Origin of the sequence: Herbaspirillum rubrisubalbicans (assembly GCF_003719195.1) — a bacterium.
Classification (GTDB): domain Bacteria; phylum Pseudomonadota; class Gammaproteobacteria; order Burkholderiales; family Burkholderiaceae_D; genus Herbaspirillum; species Herbaspirillum rubrisubalbicans.
The window spans coordinates 3,210,890-3,229,019 of the sequence record NZ_CP024996.1; the positions used below are offsets into that span (position 1 = coordinate 3,210,890).

Annotated in this window: 17 protein-coding genes; 4 read left to right on the forward strand and 13 right to left on the reverse strand. The window is 63.5% G+C overall.

Annotated features, from left to right (window positions below; genetic code table 11):
* Positions 1–92: 92 nt before the first annotated feature.
* Positions 93–1,235, forward strand: a complete 1,143-nt coding sequence (locus RC54_RS14365; protein WP_017450382.1) for an alpha-hydroxy acid oxidase — start codon at positions 93–95, stop codon at positions 1,233–1,235.
* Positions 1,236–1,324: 89 nt separating this feature from the next.
* Here RC54_RS14365 and RC54_RS14370 read toward each other — a convergent pair whose 3' ends face one another.
* The 7 genes from RC54_RS14370 to mltG all read right to left on the reverse strand — a co-directional run bounded on the left by RC54_RS14370 (position 1,325) and on the right by mltG (position 7,552).
* On the reverse strand, positions 1,325–1,996 hold the full coding sequence (locus RC54_RS14370; RefSeq protein ID WP_058895799.1) for an ankyrin repeat domain-containing protein: 672 nt from the start codon (positions 1,994–1,996) through the stop codon (positions 1,325–1,327).
* Positions 1,993–2,772: a TatD family hydrolase gene (locus RC54_RS14375; RefSeq protein WP_061789555.1), complete on the reverse strand. Its 780-nt coding sequence runs from the start codon at positions 2,770–2,772 to the stop codon at positions 1,993–1,995. Before RC54_RS14375 ends, RC54_RS14370 begins: the two co-directional genes overlap by 4 nt.
* 86 nt (positions 2,773–2,858) lie before the next feature.
* On the reverse strand, positions 2,859–3,407 hold the full coding sequence (locus RC54_RS14380; protein ID WP_017450379.1) for a response regulator transcription factor: 549 nt from the start codon (positions 3,405–3,407) through the stop codon (positions 2,859–2,861).
* A gap of 84 nt (positions 3,408–3,491) precedes the next feature.
* Positions 3,492–4,829: a HAMP domain-containing histidine kinase gene (locus RC54_RS14385; RefSeq protein WP_061789554.1), complete on the reverse strand. Its 1,338-nt coding sequence runs from the start codon at positions 4,827–4,829 to the stop codon at positions 3,492–3,494.
* 45 nt (positions 4,830–4,874) lie between these two features.
* Positions 4,875–5,912 carry a DNA polymerase III subunit delta' gene (locus RC54_RS14390; protein ID WP_058895802.1) on the reverse strand — a complete coding sequence of 346 codons (1,038 nt, stop codon included), beginning with the start codon at positions 5,910–5,912 and terminating at the stop codon, positions 4,875–4,877.
* 9 nt (positions 5,913–5,921) lie between these two features.
* Complete coding sequence (tmk, locus tag RC54_RS14395) at positions 5,922–6,530, reverse strand: dTMP kinase (RefSeq protein ID WP_017450376.1); 609 nt, start codon at positions 6,528–6,530, stop codon at positions 5,922–5,924.
* Between the two features lie 41 nt (positions 6,531–6,571).
* The gene (gene mltG / locus RC54_RS14400) at positions 6,572–7,552 is read right to left on the reverse strand and encodes an endolytic transglycosylase MltG (RefSeq protein ID WP_017450375.1); all 981 of its coding nucleotides are present in this window, start codon (positions 7,550–7,552) and stop codon (positions 6,572–6,574) included.
* A gap of 143 nt (positions 7,553–7,695) precedes the next feature.
* Between mltG and ygfZ the strand changes: the two genes are divergently transcribed.
* The 3 genes from ygfZ to RC54_RS14415 are packed head-to-tail and all read left to right on the forward strand — an operon-like array spanning position 7,696 to position 9,934.
* Positions 7,696–8,760, forward strand: coding sequence for a CAF17-like 4Fe-4S cluster assembly/insertion protein YgfZ (gene ygfZ, locus RC54_RS14405; protein WP_044527720.1), 1,065 nt, complete (start codon positions 7,696–7,698; stop codon positions 8,758–8,760).
* 35 nt (positions 8,761–8,795) lie between these two features.
* Positions 8,796–9,095, forward strand: a complete 300-nt coding sequence (locus tag RC54_RS14410) for a DUF4936 family protein (RefSeq protein WP_058895804.1) — start codon at positions 8,796–8,798, stop codon at positions 9,093–9,095.
* Positions 9,086–9,934 (forward strand): NRDE family protein, encoded by an 849-nt coding sequence (locus RC54_RS14415; RefSeq protein WP_061789553.1) that lies wholly within the window; start codon positions 9,086–9,088, stop codon positions 9,932–9,934. The genes RC54_RS14410 and RC54_RS14415 overlap by 10 nt, the downstream gene beginning before the upstream one ends.
* 230 nt (positions 9,935–10,164) lie before the next feature.
* On the opposite strand, the gene RC54_RS14420 is transcribed toward RC54_RS14415, so the two are convergent.
* The 6 genes from RC54_RS14420 to RC54_RS14445 all read right to left on the reverse strand — a co-directional run bounded on the left by RC54_RS14420 (position 10,165) and on the right by RC54_RS14445 (position 17,977).
* Positions 10,165–11,091, reverse strand: coding sequence for a glycerophosphodiester phosphodiesterase family protein (locus RC54_RS14420; RefSeq protein ID WP_244216350.1), 927 nt, complete (start codon positions 11,089–11,091; stop codon positions 10,165–10,167).
* Between the two features lie 88 nt (positions 11,092–11,179).
* Positions 11,180–13,270 (reverse strand): phosphocholine-specific phospholipase C, encoded by a 2,091-nt coding sequence (locus RC54_RS14425; protein ID WP_272481398.1) that lies wholly within the window; start codon positions 13,268–13,270, stop codon positions 11,180–11,182.
* A 25-nt stretch (positions 13,271–13,295) separates the two neighbouring features.
* On the reverse strand, positions 13,296–13,997 hold the full coding sequence (locus RC54_RS14430; protein WP_058897585.1) for an energy transducer TonB: 702 nt from the start codon (positions 13,995–13,997) through the stop codon (positions 13,296–13,298).
* A gap of 7 nt (positions 13,998–14,004) precedes the next feature.
* Entirely contained in the window at positions 14,005–14,403 is a 399-nt protein-coding gene (locus RC54_RS14435; protein ID WP_058895807.1) for an ExbD/TolR family protein, read from the reverse strand.
* A complete protein-coding gene (locus tag RC54_RS14440) occupies positions 14,400–15,125 on the reverse strand; it encodes a MotA/TolQ/ExbB proton channel family protein (protein ID WP_058895808.1) in 726 nt (241 codons plus the stop codon). The genes RC54_RS14435 and RC54_RS14440 overlap by 4 nt, the downstream gene beginning before the upstream one ends.
* A gap of 53 nt (positions 15,126–15,178) precedes the next feature.
* The gene (locus RC54_RS14445) at positions 15,179–17,977 is read right to left on the reverse strand and encodes a TonB-dependent receptor (protein ID WP_058895809.1); all 2,799 of its coding nucleotides are present in this window, start codon (positions 17,975–17,977) and stop codon (positions 15,179–15,181) included.
* Between the last annotated feature and the right edge of the window lie 153 nt (positions 17,978–18,130).

Here is an 18,130-nt window from a genome sequence, read left to right on the forward strand (position 1 = left end):
CAATCCCGATTCCGGTTCGTGTCTGCTAGCCCACTGCCTGGCACGGCAACACGCCGCGCCCGACGAATAATCAATAACAACGGAGAAATACTATGCCGGTCATGACCTGTGTCGAAGACTTCCGCCTGCTGGCCAAGAAACGCGTGCCCAAGGCCTTCTACGACTACGCCGACAGCGGTTCCTACACCGAGAGCACCTACCGCGCCAACAGCCGCGACCTGGCTGCCCTCAAGCTGCGCCAGCGCGTGGCCATCAACGTCGATGAACGCAGCACCCGCAGCACCATGATCGGCCATGACGTGACCATGCCGGTGGCCATCGCCCCGACCGGCCTGACCGGGATGCAATGGGCCAATGGCGAGATGCTGGGCGCCATCGCCGCCGAAAAATTCGGCATCCCCTTCACCCTCTCCACCATGAGCATCTGCTCCATCGAAGACGTGGCCAGCGTGACCAGCAAGCCCTTCTGGTTCCAGCTCTACGTGATGCGGGACCGTGGCTTCGTGAAGTCGCTGATTGAGCGCGCCAAGGCCGCCAAGTGCTCGGCGCTGGTCTTGACGCTGGACCTGCAGATCCTGGGCCAGCGCCACAAGGACTTGAAGAACGGCATGTCGGTGCCGCCCAAGCTGACCCTGGACACCCTGCTGGACCTGGCCAGCAAGCCCGGCTGGGCGCTGCGCGCGCTGGGCGGGCGCAAGACCTTCGGCAACCTGGCCGGCCACATCAAGGGCGGGGAAGGCGCCGGTGGCGTGCAGACCCTCTCCAAGTGGACCGCCAGCCAGTTCGACCCGACCCTGAACTGGGATGACGTGGCCTGGATCAAGCAGCAATGGGGCGGCAAGCTGATTTTGAAGGGCATCCTCGACGTTGAGGATGCCAAGCTGGCCGTGCAGAGCGGGGCCGACGCCATCGTCGTCTCCAACCATGGCGGGCGCCAGCTGGATGGGGCGATGTCTTCCATCGAAGCGCTGCCGGCCATTGCCCAGGCCGTGGGCGACCAGATCGAAGTCTGGTTCGACGGCGGCATCCGCTCCGGCCAGGATGTGTTGAAGGCGGTGGCGCTGGGGGCACGCGGCACCATGATCGGCCGCGCCTTCCTCTACAGCCTGGGCGCCATGGGCGGCGAAGGGGTGTCGCAGATGCTGGAGATCATGCGCAAGGAACTCGATGTCAGCATGGCCCTGACCGGCACCAAGGACATCAAGGATGTGGGACCGCAGATCCTGATCCGCTAATCATTGAGCTGTTGCCAAGCCAACGTCCCGGTCCACCGCAAGGTGGCCGGGACGTTGGCGTTAGAGGGCCGTTAGACAGGCGGTGAGGCTTACTGGCGCGGCTTTTCGTTCAAGGCATCGATCACGCCATCCTGACCGTAGCGCTTGGCCAGGTCCATGGCGGTCAGGCCATCCTTGTTCTTCAAGCTCAGGTCGGCGCCATTGTCGCGCAGCACTTCGACTGCGGCCACCCGGCCACGCATGGCGGCCAGCATGACCGGGGTCATCTTGTCGTCGGGCGATTCGGCGTCCACATAAGCCGAGGCGTCCAGCAGCAGCTTGACGATTTCCGAGCTGCCATTGATGGCGGCATAGTGCAAGGCGGTCCAGCCGGGCCGATTCACTTCCACCTGGCGCGCCAACAGCAGCTTGACCACCGGGACGTTGCCGTAGAACGAAGCCAGCATCAGCGGCGTATCGCCGTTGGTGGCCTGGGCTTCCAGGTTGACGTCCGGGGCATTGACCAGCACGTCGAAGGCCTTCATCGAATCCTCGCGGATGGCCAGCATCAGGCCGGTATAGCCGCGCTTGGGCTCGATCAGGTTGGGCCCCATGCCACGCTGCATCAGTTGCTTGAGGAAATACACGTTATCCATGCGGATGGCCTGGAAGTATTCTTCATAGGCCCCGGCACGCGCTGCCCCCGGCAGCAGCAGCGAAGTGTAAAGGACGAAGCGGCCGAGGCCACCGAAACGGGAACGCAGCTTTTCCAGCAAGGTCATGGCTTGATTGCGAACAGCTTGAAGAAGTTGTCAGAGGTCTGGCGAGCCACTTCGGCCGCCGAAATGCCGCGCAGGTCGGCAATGAATTCACCGACGTGGCGCACGTAGCCGGGCTCATTGGTCTTGCCGCGGAACGGCACCGGCGCCAGGTAGGGTGAATCGGTTTCGATCAACATGCGCTCCAGCGGAATGGTGCGCGCCACCTGCTGCAGATCCTTGGCGGACTTGAAGGTGACGATACCGGAGAACGAGATGTAAAAGCCCAGCTCGATGGCGGCATCGGCTACTTCCTGTGATTCCGTGAAGCAATGCATGACCCCCGTCACGCCCCCGGCGGCGGGGCTGGCGCCCTCTTCGCGCAGGATGCGGAGGGTATCCTCGGAAGCCGAGCGGGTATGGATGATGAGCGGCTTGCCGGTGGCACGCGAGGCGCGGATGTGGGTACGGAAGCGTTCACGCTGCCATTCCAGATCGCCCTGCAGGCGGTAATAATCCAGGCCGGTCTCGCCGATGGCGACGATGCGCGGATGGTCGGCCAGGCGCACCAGCTCTTCCAGTGAGGGTTCGGGCGTGTCTTCGTAGTCCGGGTGCACGCCCACCGAGGCATAGACATTGGGATACTGCTCGGCCAGCGCCAGGACCTGCGGAAAATCCGGCAGGTCGACCGACACGCACAGGGCATGGCTGACCTGGTTCTCGGCCATCTTGCCGAAGATCTCGGGCAGACGCGCGGCCAGGTCGGGGAAGTTGATGTGGCAATGGGAATCGATATACATGGCCGCTATTGTAAAGCCATGCCGACAGGCTGTCGCCCCTGCTTGTCTGGCGCTTACCTTGGGTGACAGAGGGCGATCGCGCGCCTTCAGCGCGCCACCGGCCGCTTGGCCAGCTTGCGTTGCAGGGTGCGACGGTGCATGTTCAGGGCCCGCGCGGTCGAGGAAATATTGCCTTCGTGCTCGGCCAGCACACGCTGGATGTGCTCCCACTCCAGCCGTTCCAGCGACAGCGGCGAGGCCTCTTCCACCGGCAACACCGGCTCGGCCGCCGCCGCTCCCTCGGCCGCATGGGACAGCGCCGAGAGGATGGAATCGACATTGGCCGGCTTGGCCAGGTAATTGTCGGCGCCGGACTTGATCGCCTGCACCGTGGTAGCGATGCTGGCATAGCCGGTCAATACCAGCAGCCGCGCCTGGGGCAAGGCCTGGCGCAGCGGCGAGACCCATTGCAGGCCGGAATCCTTTTCCAGTTGCAGGTCGATGGTGGCAAAGTCGAAACGTTCGCGCCGCGCCGCCTCCAGCGCCTCTTCGCCACTATGCGCCACGGTGGCGCGAAACCCCCGGCGCGCCAGCGACCTGGCCAGGGTGCTGGCAAAGACATCGTTGTCATCGAGGATCAGGAAGGCTGCACTCATCAGGAAATCTGCAAAAAGAAATAAACGATATAAATCAAATAAACAATTCAGTTCAGGCCATGATGGCCGGCCACGGCACCGGCATCAGCACAGCGGAAAGCGCAACTGCGCCACCGTCCCCTGCCCCACCGTAGAGCGCAGGCGCAGCTTTCCGCCCAGGTGAGTGGCCGCAGCAAAGGCCAGCATGAGGCCGATACCGGAACCGCCCGAACCGCTGGTGACCGGCCCATGCCCCAGGCGCTGCAACAGTTCCGGGGCGATACCGCTGCCGTTGTCGGCGACCTCAATGATAGCCGTCTTTTTGCCCGGCTTGAGCGCCAGAGCCTTGCCACCCTGCGCCACATCAAGCGCCTCGGCCGGCAGCAGGCGGATGCGGATCTCGCCCTGGTGACCGAGACTGCGCACCGCGTGGGCGGCATTGTCCAGCAAGGTCAAGAGGATCTGCGACAAGTCCTGCAACTGGCTGGCCACCCAGCCCGGCTGATGCACCTCGGCCACCAGCAGCACGGCCGGATGGCGCAGGCGCCAGCCTTCCAGCAGACTGGTCAACCAGGGCGTGATGGCGGCGCTGTCCTCGTTGCGCAACTGGGCGTCGGCATCCAGCCGCATGTTTTCCAGCGCCGCCTTGCATACCGCGATCTGTTCTTCGACGATGCGCACGTCTTCTTCATAGGGCCGCAGGGCCGGGTTGGCAGTCATCTCGCGGCGCAACTCGCCGGCGATGACGGCCACCGTCGACAGTGGCGTATTGAGCGCATGGGCTGCCCCAGCAGCCTGGGTGCCCAGCGCGACGATGCGATGGCTCTGCAATTGCCGCTCACGCGCCTGCGCCAGTTGCCCATCGCGCAAGCGCACGGCGGCGGCGATACGGCTGACGAACCAGGTAATGAGCAAGGCCGAAATCGAGAAATTGATCCACATCCCCGCCAGGTGATAGGCCATGGCCTGGCCGTGATCGTGGATGTGCAGCGGCTGATAGAAATAGACCAGCCCGGAATAGGCGCCCAGCGCGCACAGCGCCAGCAGCAAGGCATAGGGCCAGGTCAGGCTGGCCGCACCGGCGGCCAATGCCGGCAGGTAGAAGGAAACGAAGGGATTGGTCGAGCCGCCCGAGAGATAGAGCAAGCCCGTCAGTACCGTCACATCGATGAGCAACTGCGCGAACAATTCGCCCTGCTCGGCCGGCCGCACCCAGCGCAGGCGCAGCCAGGTGATGCCATTGATCAACCCTTGCAGGGCGATCAGCGCCCCCAGCTCCGGCAGCGGCAAGGCAATACCCAGCCAGAAATGGGCGCCCGCCAGCACCAGCAGCTCACCTGCCACCATCGCCCAGCGCAGCCAGAACAGCCGCGACAGCAACAGGTGCTGCGGCGGGTTCACAGGATCGTGGGTGGCGCTGAAGAAAGAGGTCAGGGATGTCATGCCGGGATTATACGGGGCAGGCCGTCTTCCCTCTGCGCGCCGCACTCAATCGAACAGGCGCGCGTAATCGATCAGCATTTCCTCGATGAACAGCTTGGCCGACAGCGGATGGTCGGCAATGGCCCGGCGCTCGCCCATGCCGCGCAAGGCGCGGGTCAGGGCCAGGGCTTCCACGCGCCCGGCCAGCCGGCCCAGCTCCTTGCCATAACGCGGGTAATAACGCACCACGCCGGCCGACTTCAGCGACAGCAAGTCATACAGCCAGCGCTGGACCCAGCCGACCAGTTCGGCCGCCGGCGTCTTCTGCAACTTGTCGGCAGCGCGCAAGGCACCGTCCACACCGGGCTGGGCCAGATGGCGCAGCAATTCGTCCAAGGCCTCGCGGCCCTCGCCTTGCGCGGCTTGCAGCGCCGCCAGCGGCGCCCCGCCCTGCTCGGCCAGCCAGGCGTCGGCATCCTTGACGCCTTGCTGCTTGAGCCAGGCCAGCGCCTCATCATGGCCGGGCGCAGTCAGCGCGAACTTGCGACAGCGCGAGAGGATGGTCGGCAACAGGCGGTCCAGGCGGTTCGACAGCAGCAGGAACATAGTGCCTGGTGGCGGTTCCTCCAGCGTCTTGAGCAAGGCATTGGCGGCCGCCGTGTTGAGCGCTTCAGCCGGATACAGCATCACCACCCGCAGGCCCGAGCGGTGGGTGGAAACATTCATAAAATCAGCCAGTGCGCGGATCTGGTCGATCTTGATGTCCTTGGAAGGGGCCTTGCTGGCCTTGGTGCTTTTCTTTTCTTCACCTGCCTCGTCCTCGGCCATTTCCTCTTCCAGCATTTCCGGGCGCACGCGCCGGTAGTCCGGGTGATTCGATTGCGAGAACCAGTTGCAGGAGGCGCACACGCCACAGGCATGGGCCTGGGGCGTGGGCGATTCGCACAGCAGGGACTTGGCGAAGGCTTCCACGAACTGCGTCTTGCCGGTGCCGGCGGCGCCATAGAACAGCAGCGCGTGCGGCAGGCGCTCGCGCAATTGCTGCAACTGGCGCCAGCTCTCGCCCTGCCAGGGCAGCAACACCTCGGATGAAGTCACGGACATGGTTTTCCCTTACAGCGCCGCCACCAGGGCGCGCAACTCTTCCTGGATCACGGCAATGGGGCGGGTGGAATCGATGATGCGGAAACGCTGCGGGAACTGCGCGGCGCGGCGCAGGTATTCAGCGCGGGTGTTGGCGAAGAAATCGGCCTTTTCCTGCTCGAACTTGTCCAGCGTGCGTTCGGCATCCAGGCGTGCGCGCGCCACTTCCAGCGGCACATCGAAGAGCAGCGTCAAATCCGGCTGCAAATGGGGATGCACCCATTGCTCCAGGTCATTGAGCTTGTCTAACGCCAGCTTGCGGCCACCGCCCTGGTAGGCGAAGGTGGCGTCGGTGAAACGGTCGGAAATGACCCAGTCGCCGCGCGCCAGCGCCGGCTCGATCACCTGCGCCAGGTGTTCGCGACGCGAGGCGAACATCAGCAGGGCCTCGGTTTCCAGATGCATCTGATGATGCAGGACCAGCTCGCGCAGGCGCTCGCCCAGGTCGGTGCCGCCCGGCTCGCGGGTGGCCACGACAGTCAGTCCACGCGCACGCAAGAGCTCGGTGACGAATGGAATATGGGTCGACTTGCCGGCGCCGTCGATGCCTTCGAAGGTGATGAATTTGCCTGATGCCATGAAGGTATCGCTACTCAAATGAAAACGGTAAAGGAAAGGCGTCAACGCTGGTAGCGGTTGACGGCCTGGTTGTGCTCGTTCAGGTTGCTGGAGAAATGGCTGGTGCCATCCCCGCGCGCCACGAAGTATAAGGCTTCGGTCTTGTCGGGGTTCAACGCCGCCGCCAACGAAGCGGCGCCGGGCAATGCAATCGGGGTGGGTGGCAGGCCGGCGCGGGTATAGGTGTTGTAGGGAGTGTCGGTCAACAGGTCGACCTTGTGGATCTTGCCCTGGTAGCGATCGCCCATGCCATAGATCACGGTCGGATCGGTCTGCAGCAACATGCCCGTGCGCAGACGATTGATGAAGACCCCGGCCACCATGCCGCGCTCGGATTTCTGGCCGGTTTCCTTCTCGACGATGGAGGCCATGATCAAGGCTTCATAGGGCGTGCGATACGGCAGCGACAGGTCGCGCCGGGCCCAGGCTTCATTCAACTTTTTGCTCATCAGCGTAAAAGCCTGTTTGTAGACCTGCATATCGCTGGCGCCCTTGGCGAAGAGATAGGTGTCGGGGAAGAACAGACCTTCCGGGTAGGTATACTCGGTGGTCAGCTTGGCCAGGATCTGCTGGTCGGTCCAGTTGCTGGTGTCGTGCTTGAGCGAAGGCTGTGCGGCGATGGCCTTTCGCATCTGCTTGAAGGTCCAGCCTTCGATGATGGTCAGCGCCTCCTGGGCGAATTCGCCGCGCACCAGTTGTAGCAGCAGGCGCTGCGGCGTGTATCCAGGCTTGATCTCGTAGCTGCCGGCCTTGATGCGGGCCCCCTCGCCGGACAAGCGCGCATACAACGCAAAGAGATCGGGATTGACCGGCACCCCGGCGGCCGCGATCTGCTGGGCAGCACCGGAGACGCCGGCGCCGGGCGTGATGGTGAAGGCGATCACCTGGCCTTCGGGCGGCACGATGGGCTGCTTGCTCCAGTACACGCCTGCGGCGGCCACCAGTGCGGCCAGCACGAACAATGTTGCCAATAACTTCTTCATACCAGATGCCAAATTCCTGTTGCTCCGACGCGATTTTTCGGAGATCACTATAATCGAGGCATCAATGATAATCGCTGGCACGACAGTTGCCTAATTTGCCGGGTAGACCGACCCGGCAAGATGTAATCCGTAAAAGATTTCCTATGACCGACATGACCCCATCGCCCTCTGCCTGGCGCGACTTCCTCACGCAACAAGGCGCACAGTTCGATGCCGAGAGCAACGATGTACTGGGCTTCGGCCCCGACGCGCCGGCCCCGCAAAGCCTGGAAAGCTTCATGGCCCCGCTGACCGGCCTGGGCCTGATCGCCGCCACTGGCGAAGAGGCGGCCTCCTTCCTGCATGGCCAGCTCACCAATGATGTGCAGCACCTCGACAGCAACGCCGCCCGCCTGGCCGGCTATTGCTCGCCCAAGGGGCGTCTGCTGGCCACGCTGCTGATCTGGCGCGATGCGCAGACGATCTACCTGCAACTGCCGCGCAGCCTGCAGCCGGCCATCCAGAAACGCTTGCAGATGTTCATCATGCGCGCCAAGGCCAAACTGGCCGATGCCGGTACCGAGTATGCCGTCCTGGGCCTGGTCGGCCCGGCCGCCGCCAATACCCTGGCCGAATGGTTCCCGGTAACGCCCGCCGCTCCCTACGACAAGCTCGACAACAGCCACGGCAGCCTGATCCGCATGGCCGACGCCGCCGGCAGCGCGCGCTACCAGTGGATCGCCCCGGTCGACACGCTCACGGCAGCCTGGCCCAAGCTGGCCCAACACCTGAAGCCGACCGCCAGCCTGGCCTGGCGCCTGTCGGATATCCGTGCCGGCGTGCCCGGCATCGTGGCTGCGACCCAGGAGCAGTTCGTGCCGCAGATGATCAATTTCGAACTGATCGGCGGCGTCAACTTCAAGAAAGGCTGCTACCCCGGCCAGGAAATCGTGGCGCGCAGCCAGTACCTGGGCAAGCTCAAGCGGCGCACCATGCTGGCCACCATCGATAGCGCGGCAGCACAAGCCGGCCAGGAAGTGTTTGCTGCGGCCGACCCCGGCCAGCCCTGCGGCATGGTGGTCAATGCCGAAGCCCTGGACGACTGCCATGCGCTGGCCCTGGTGGAAATGAAACTGGCCGCGGCCGACGACACCGTCCACCTGGGTGCGGCCGATGGCCCGGCACTGCATTTCCACGCCCTGCCCTATGAGCTGGCCGATCCGCAATAAGCGGCGTGCAAGCCACCAGCCCTAGGGACGAATCCATGGATCTCTACATCTATTACCGGGTCGCCAGCACCGATACCGCCCCGCTGCTGGGCAAGATCAAGGGCGTGCAAGCCACACTGCAGGCGCGCCTGGGCATTGCCGGCGCCCTCAAGCGCCGCCCCGGTGAAGAGGACGGCTTGCAGACCTGGATGGAAGTCTATGAAGCCATCCTGCCGGCCGGGGTCGATGCGTTCACGCAGACCCTGCAGCGAGCCCTGGACGATGCCGGCGCCAGCGCACTCATCCAGGGAGCGCGCCATGTGGAACAGTTCGAGGACGTCGCCCCATGTGCCTGATCATCTTCGCCTGGAAAGTGATCCCCGGAATGCCGCTGATCCTGGCGGCTAACCGCGACGAGTTCTACGCCCGCCCGGCGGCCCACGCCGACTGGTGGAACGATCACCCGCACATCTATGGCGGGCGCGACCTGCAAGGCGGCGGCACCTGGCTGGGCGTGACCCGCGATGGCCGTTTCGCGGCGATCACCAATGTACGCGCGCCCGCCGAGCGACGTAGCGACGCCCCCACGCGTGGCCAACTGGTGGCCGATTACCTGGCCGGCACGCTGGAGCCGCAAGACTACCTGCGCCAGATCGAAGCCAGTGCGCAGCAATACAATGGTTTCAACCTGTTGCTGGGCAATCGCGACACCATGCTGTGGTATTCCAACCGGGGCGGCGAGGATGCGCGCAATGGGCAGCCGCTGGACTATGGCGTCTATGGCCTCTCCAACGCCCTGCTGGACACGCCCTGGCCCAAGCTCACCCGCGCCAAGGCGCAATTCGCCAGCCTGCTGTGCCAGGGCGCGCCTGAAGAAACCTTCTTCGAGATGCTCACCGACGGCACCCGCGCCAACGACTGCCGCCTGCCCGATACTGGTATCGGGCTGGAAAAGGAAAGGATGCTCTCGCCCATCTTCATCCGCTCGCCCGACTATGGCACCCGCTGCTCGACGGTCTTGCGCGTGCCCATCATCGGCGAACCGGTGCTCACCGAGCAGGTGGTTGACCCTATGGCGATGCAATATAGCGCCGAGCCAGCCACCGACAAGGCCTGCAAGATCCCCTGCAAGCCCCGAGTGCAGGGAGCTTCACCCGAGTCTGGAGTGGACGACGGACAAGCCCGCCCTGCTTGAGCTTGCGGCCTCCGAGCGCCTCCTATGGCATTCGCATGACATAACCATGCTGAATATCAGATATATGAAAGATAAATTGGATGGATTTGGTGCAGAGCAGTAAAGTCACACCTGTCTCCTCCAATTTCCTCCTAAAGAATTGGATTCAAGCCCACACCGCAAGGTCGTGGGCTTTTTTTTTGGCCTTCACCGGTACAAAAAAAGCCCCGCAGGGCTTTCTCTCTGATCCATCACCGCAACTTCTTGCGCTTCAACCAGGCCAACAAACGCTGCGGCTCATCGGTCTGGATGATGCTCACCCCGTTCTCGATGAGCTTGCCCCATACCTGTTCAGGATGCTGGAGCGCCACCGTGTCCAGGTAAGGGCCGGCCAGGTTCATCGGACGCCCGCTGTCGATGTCCAACGCCATGGTGTTGACCAAGAGCCGTACCGGACGTCCCTGCACTGCCTGGCGCGCGGCGTCGACTACCGCCGGATCGTGGAAGATAGGCTGCAACACCGTCGGCTCCTGCCGGGCCATCGCCTGCAATTGCGCTTGGCGTCTGGAAGCGCCGGTCTTTTCATCGAAATACAGGGTCTGCACGGCAATGCCCAGCGAACGCACCCAAGCCACCTGCTGCGGATCGACGCCTTCATTGATGTTGAGCAGCACGTCATGGGCCGTGTCGGTCTCCATGATGGCGGCCACCATCGGGCCGATGTCGGCGGCCTTCACGTCCAGGTTCAGCAGGATCCTGCCGCGGGCTGCGGCCAGCGCTTCCTGCAGCGTGGGTATCCGGCGCGCGGTCAAAGCCGCTTTATGCCCGCCGCCATGGGCGCGCAGTCGCAGGCTGCGGATCTGCGCCAGGCTCAGGTCGGCCACCGCACCCTGGCCGTCGGTGGTACGGTCCACCGTCTCGTCATGCATCAGCACCAGAGCGCCGTCGCGTGTGGTACGTACATCGATCTCGCCGATGTCGATGCCCTCGGCGATGCAGCGCCGGATACCGTCCAGGGAATTCTCCGAGGTCTCGGTCCAGCAACTACGGTGCGAAGACACCAGCACGACGCCAGTGGGGGTGGTCAGCGCCGATTGGCGCCATGCGGGAAAGGCGTGCGCTTGATCCATGAGCAGGCAAAGGGTACAGGTGGCAAGGAGACGACCAAGGTGATTCATGAAAACTTCCTGGCAAAGAGAATAGGCAAAGAACAGGCAAAGAACAGGCAGGAAACGGGCCGCAACAATACGGCCCGCCGCAGGACTGCTAACTGATGAAAACGGAGGGGCTCCCGGTCTCCACGTGGCCAGCCAGGCGACGTGCAAAGCCCGGCACATCCTCGACCTGCAACAGCAGGTCGTACCAATGATGGCTGGCCGCCACCGACCACTGGTAACGCAATTGCTGCCCCGCTGCCAAGGTCAGCGTGCGCGTTGCCTGGCCATGGATCTGGTCGTGGATGACGATACGCAGCGGCTGCGCACCGGGGTTCTCCAGCGTCAGGACCAGCTCGCCGCGCTCGCCATCGTGGCGCGCCTGCACCACCGGCTCGGCCAACTGCGGGCGCACCAGGCTGCCCCGCAACTCGCGCAGGAAACCATTGGGGCCATAGACCTTGAGCTCGTAACCACCCACCGGCCCCACCCCGCTCCACTGCGCCGACAAGGACTTGCCGGGCTCCACGGTGAAGGTCTTGTAGCGTTCGCTGTCCTGCCTGGCGTAGACCTGATAAACCACGCCGGCCCGGCCGGGATTGAGAAAATCGAGCTGGATGCTCCCCTGCGCCGGCAAGACCCGGTCATGCACTGCCAGGTCATAAGGCAAGGCGCGCGCCAGACGGGCGCCGCGCTCCTGCTGCGGCATGACCGGATTGCTGGGGGCCACTGGCACCGGCAGGCTGGCCTGGGCATCGGACAAGGCGCGGTAGGCCGAGGTATCGGGCAAGACCGGCGTGAGGGCATCACGCCGACTGAAGTCGAAGGCCGTGCTCAGGTCGCCGCAGACGGCACGGCGCCAGGGGCTGATGTTGGGCTCGTGGACATCGAAGACCTGCTCCAGGAAGCGGATCACCGAGGTGTGATCGAACACTTCCGAGCACACGTAACCGCCCTTGGACCAGGGCGAGATCACCAGCATCGGCACCCGCGCACCCAGCCCGGCCGGCAAGTCGTCGGCGGGATTGACGTAGTCGCCCACGCGGTGGAATTCGCCGCTCACGTCCACCGTCGACAAGCCTTGCTGCGCGTGAAGCGGCGGCGTAGGCGGCACCACGTGGTCGAAGAAGCCATCGTTTTCGTCATAGTTCACCAGCAGCACGGTGCTGCTCCACAAGGCTGGATTGGCCGTGAGGATATCCAGCACCTGGCTGATGTAATGAGCGCCATAGCCGGGGGTACGATCCGGGTGCTCGCAACTGAGCTTGGGCGGCATCAGCCACGAGACCTGCGGCAGGCTACCGCCCTGCACGTCACGCGCCAGGTCGGCCAGCGTGAACTTGCTGCAAGCCTTCTGCCACAGTGGCGAATCCGGGGCGGCGGTCTGGTACTGGTTGAAGAAGTACTGCAGGACATTGAAGTCGCTCGGGTAGTCGCCATGGTCCTGCTGCTCTTCATCAGTCCCCTGGTAGACCTTCCAGGACACCTGGTGCTGCTCCAGCCGCTCCGGGTAGGTCATCCAGCGGAAGCTGTCGGCCCCGGTGCGCACCTGGCCCGGCACGCCCGACCAGGCGCCGGTGCGCGGCTGGTAGGTCATGGGACCGCCAAAGCGGCCCGCCAGGTCGATGCCGCCACTCATCAGGTGAAAGCGGTTGGGGTTGGTCGAACCCAGCACCGAGCAATGGTAGGCATCGCAGATGGTGAACGCTTCGGCCAGGGCATAGTGGAAAGGCAGGTCTTCGCGGGTGAAGTAACCCATGGTGACGGTGTCTTTCTTGGCCTCGATCCAGCGATCATAGTCGCCCCGGTTCCAGGCGGCGTGCTGGTCCTTCCAGGCGTGCGGCAGGTTGCCACCGGCACGCCCGGCGCTGGTAGTGGCCATCTCCAGGCGATACGGCAGCACCAGCTTGCCCTGGGCATCACGCTGGTAAAACACCGGGTTGCCGTCCGGCAGGGGGCGCGGGATGCTGTCGCCAAAACCCCGCACCCCTTTCAGGCAGCCGAAATAGTGATCGAAGGAACGGTTCTCCTGCATCAGGATCACCACATGCTTCACATCCTTGATGCTGCCCGTGGGTGAGGACGGGGCAATGGCCAAGGCCTTGCGGATACTGGCCGGCAGGCTCGACAAGGCCAGCGCCGCGCCGCCCGAGCGGGCAGCGGCCTTGAGGAAATTGCGGCGGCCATAGGGGTTTCTTTTCATCGACATCATCCTCGATTGCTCATTCTCAGTTCAGGCTGAAGCGCAGTTCGACCTCGCCCAACACCGGTTCATCGGTACGCGAGAACTTCCATTGCATCAGCGCCTTGGTGGCGGCCTGGTCAAACAGCTTGGCCGGCTGGGCGCGCACGATCTTGACCGCACTGACCGAGCCATCCTTCTCGATGGTCACGTGCGCCACCACCACGCCTTCGGTATTGCTGGCCAGGGCCTTGGGGGGGTAATCCGGCTCCACCCGCAGCAGCGGCACCAGTCCGCGCCTGACCGCACCCGCGTCAACCTTGGGCGGAACCGGTGCTGGCGGCGCACTCGGGGCGGCCGGTTTGGCAGCCACGGCTGGGCTGGGCGGCGGTGCGGCTTGCGCGACCGGGGCCGGCTCTTGCGGCACGGGTTGCGCTTTGGCCTGCGGCGTTGGCGTTGGCGCCGGCTTGGGCTTGGGTGTGGGCTTGGGCGGCTTAGGGGTGGGCGGCGGCGGTACCGGCGGCGCCGGTTCCGGCAGCGGCGGGGCCTCGGCGATGGTGACCAGCTTCATCACCTTGACCGGCTCCGGTACCGGTTCGGGCACATGGGCCTGCGGCCAGCCCAGCCACACGATGGCCACTTCAATGGCCACCGCCACGGCGATGGCCAACGGCCAGCGCAGCGCAGCACCACCCTGGAAGGCAGGCGCCATCCCGTGGCGCGGCAGGGTCAGGGAATCACTCATCATGGCCATCTCAATGCTTGGCGGCGATGCCGATGTCTTCCACTCCGGCCTCGCGCGCCACATCCATGACGTGCAACAGGTTTTCCAGCGAGACGTCCTTGTCGCCAGCCACCAGCACTTCCAGCTTGGCCGTCTGCGCCCGCTCCTTGAGTTCGCCCACCAGCGCATCGTGCTGGACCGGCTTGCCCTCGAAGAACATCTCGCCTTGCTGGTTGACCACGATGGTCAGCGATTTGCTGGGCAGCGTGGCGGCGCTGGCGGCTTGCGGTACATTGATCTTCAGTCCGCTGACATCGATCATCTTCAACATGGTCACCATGAAGAAAATCAGCAAGAACATCATGATGTCGATCATCGGGATGATCTCGATATGCGGCTCATCCGATTGCAGGTAACGGGTGCGGCTCATGATGCGGCTCCAGCGTAAGCCACATCGGCTACGCGCTTGATGACGCTCTTGCCCTGCGCTGCACCCTGGGCATCGGCGGCTTGACGCACGATGATCGATTCTTCATACAGGCAATGTTGCTTGATGAAGACCAGCTTGATCAGATCCAGCTCCAGCAAGGCCAGGCGCACGCGCTTGGCGAAATAGCTGTTGGCCGCCACCCCGGCAATGGCCACCAGCAGGCCACAACCGGTGGCCAGCAGCGAGTGGCCGATGCCGTTGGTGACCGCGCCGCTGCTGCTGCCGGCAGTGCCCAGCACGTTGAAGGATTCGGTGATGCCGATGATGGTGCCCAGCAGACCGATCAGCGGACCCAGTGTGATGGCCGCACCCAGCAACCACAGCGAGCGATCCAGTTCGGGCATGGTGCGCACGATGCTCTCATCGATGTAACGCTCCATGGCCTCGCCCGAGGCCAGCGCCCGGGATTCGACCGAAGCCTGCAGGGTCGGGCCGAAGATGGTGCTGCGATAGCGTTGGACGATGTCCTGCAGCGCGGCAGTATTCTGATGGTCGGCTTGTGTGAGCGCCTCGTCGATGCGCTTGCCCGAAGGCAGGCAGCGCGCGAAGAAGATGAAGCGCTCGACCGAGACGGCCAGCACCACCAGCAGCAGCAGGGCCAGGATGGGAATGATGCCCATCGATTGGCGGCTCAATTCCAGGAGTTGTTCAAGATTGGACATGGCATTTCCTTACAGGGGGAGGTACAAGGGGAAGTCAAATGAAACCAGTTGCATCACAGGTTCTTGGGGCTGTAGTTCACGCCGACCCAGATCATCCGGCCCATGGAGAAGGTGTCCTTGAGCAGATCCTTGTTGGGACCGGTGACGCTGGTGACCGGCGAATTGGTCAGGTTGGCCACCTCGGCGAAGGCGCGCCAGCCATTGCCCAAGTCGTAGCGGGCCTGCAGGTCGATCTGCTTGCGCGCCTGCCAGTAGACGTCCTGGCTGGGCAGGCTGGCGTCCACCAGGCGCAGGCTGCGACCGGTCCAGTTGTAGGCGGCCGAGAGATCGAGCTTCTGGTAGTTGTAGAACACGGTCAGGTTGCGGATCTGGTCGGGCTGGTTGACCAGGTTGTTGATGGTGCGAGTACTGCCGTTGCTGGTGGCGGCGTTGAGGCGGCCATTGAGGAAGCTGATATTGGCCGAGAAGCCCAGACCCTGCAGCAGCGGGCTGATCCAGCCCAGCGAGTTCTGCACGTAGCTCAGTTCCACGCCATTGATCTTGGAGCTGGAAGCGTTGACCGGCTGGGTGATCGAAGCAGCGCGGGTGGCACCGTTGTAGAACAGGCTGCCCTGGCTGGAGAGGGTGTAGATCTCGTTCTTGATCTTCTTGTTGAACAGCGCCAGCGAAACCAGGTTGGAATTGGGCAGGTACCACTCGGCCGAGACATCGAGGTTGTTCGATTCACGCGGCTTGATGTCCGGGTTGCCCTGGGTCACCGACACCGAGCCATCGGTGTTCTGGCTGATGGTGGTGTTGGGGGCATAGGCGTCGAAGTTGGGGCGGCCGATGGTCTGGCTGGCGGCGAACTTCAATTTCAGGGCATCGGTGGCGTTGACGATCAGCGAGGCCGCTGGCAACAGGTAGTTGTAGCTGGAATCCTTGGTCTGCGAGACCCAGCTGGTGGCGCCATTGGTCACACTGCGCACGTTGCCGGTGGTGGACAGGTTGGTGTTGTCCTGACGCAGGCCAAAGAGCGTACTCCAGCCATCGGTGCGGTAGGAAGCCATCGCATACAGGGCTGCGGTCTGTTCGCTGTGCGAGTAATTGCTTTGCAGACTGTTGATGCTGTTGGCGCTGCTGGCGGCAATCTGGTTCTGGTTGGCCGCGAACTGCTGCCAGGCCTGCGGGCCATTGACCAGGATGAAGGGCAAGCCGCCGCTATAAGGCATGATGGTGCCCGAGACGAAACCGTTGCCCACCATGTTCAGCCCCCCTGAGGTAGGGAAATACTGGTTGTTGACATAGTCGTAGCTATGCTCCAGGCGCCGGTAATCCACCCCCACGCCAGCACCCAGGCCGCGTGCATCCTGGTCCATGTTCCAGCGGTAATCCAGCTTCACGTCACCCACCTGGTCATCGATCTTGACCATTTCCTTGCGCCAGTAATAGGCCTGCCAGTTGTTCAGGTTGGTGAAGTTGGAAGGATTGTTCAGTGCCACCGAAGGCTCGAAGCCGGCGGTGTTGTAGCTCATGCCCAGCGCATTGGTGCCGCTCAACACAGGTGCCGAACCGGCGCCCGGATAGGTGTAGTTGGCGAAGATGTACTTGGCCAGTTGACGGGGTTCGCGGTGCTGGGCTTGCGAGAAGGACGAACGCAGCGACAGCACCTGGTTATCGTCCAGCTTCCAGTCCAGGCCGCCCTGCAGTGCAGAGACGGTGCGCTTGACAGTAGAGGCGGCATAGCCGGCTTCGGCCTCGCCGCGGGCAAACTGGCCGCTGGTGGCGGTCTGGTTCAGGACCGGGTTATTGCCGGTGCTGCGGCTGTCATCGATGAAGGTTTCATTGCGCAGGATATGGGTGGAATCATTGTTGTAGCCGAATCCCACGAAACCATACAGATCCGGCGTGAAGCGCCCTTCCAGCTTGGCATTGAAGCCACTGGTCTCGGTGTTCTTCAGGTGCTGCCAGTACTTGAACTGCTGCGGCACCGGGAAGCCGTTACCGGTATTGGGGCCGCCCGAGGACGCCGGGTTGGCGATGCTGCCGTTGGGGTTGTAGTAGTTGTAGAAGATGTTATCGGTGGTCATGTGACCGATGGAGACCGTGTTTTCCTTCTCGAAGTTGGCCGAGACCACGTAGCCGAAGCGATGATCCGGACCGAAGGTATTGCTGAAGCTCACATCCGACTTCTTGGCCAGACCATCGGCGCCCGAAGTCACCTTGCCGCTGCCGGCGGCATGACCGACCGCCCCGGTGGCGCTGAAATAGGGCTTGCCACCATTATCGAAGGCGCTGCGGCCAACGATGTTGACCGAGCCACCGACCGCATTGGGGTCCATGTCGGGCGTCCAGGTCTTGAAGACCTGCACTTCCTTGACCATCGAGGCCGGCAGCATATTGGTGCGGGGGCTGCGGGTGGTCTGGTCGACCGAGGCCATGGGCGCGCCATCGATAGTGACATTGTTATAGCTGCCATCCAGGCCGCGGATAGCGATGAATTGCGCCTTGTCACGACCGTTCACGTTGTCCGGGTTAAAACTGACCGATACCCCCGCTACGCGCTTGACCACGTCCGTGACAGTAGAGTCCGGCAGGCGCTCCACCTGCTCGCGGGTGACGCTATCCATGACGCGGTCTTCCACTTCCTTGCCGGCCACCGCCGCGCTGCTCTGGCTGCGCTTGCGCGTGACCACCACGCTGTCCAAGCGTTTGACGCTGCCATCCTGGGCGGCCGGCGCATCGCTGGCCTGGGCCGCGCCGGTGGCCGGCACATCGTCGGCGGCGCGCGCCAGCATCGGCAGCACCGACAAGATGGCCAGGCTCATCAATGACAAACGTAGATAGTGGTGACATTGGCTGCGGTAAGACATGTTATTTCCCCTGAAAAGCAAATCGTGGCTAAGGTGGTGACCAAAGTGGCGAAACTGACGGAAGTGACAAAGACGCAGCCAGCAAGGCTTGGAGACCGGCTGCGTATCGTATCAATTAAATAGAACGTTCTAATTCAAAGAGAAAAAAAGTGG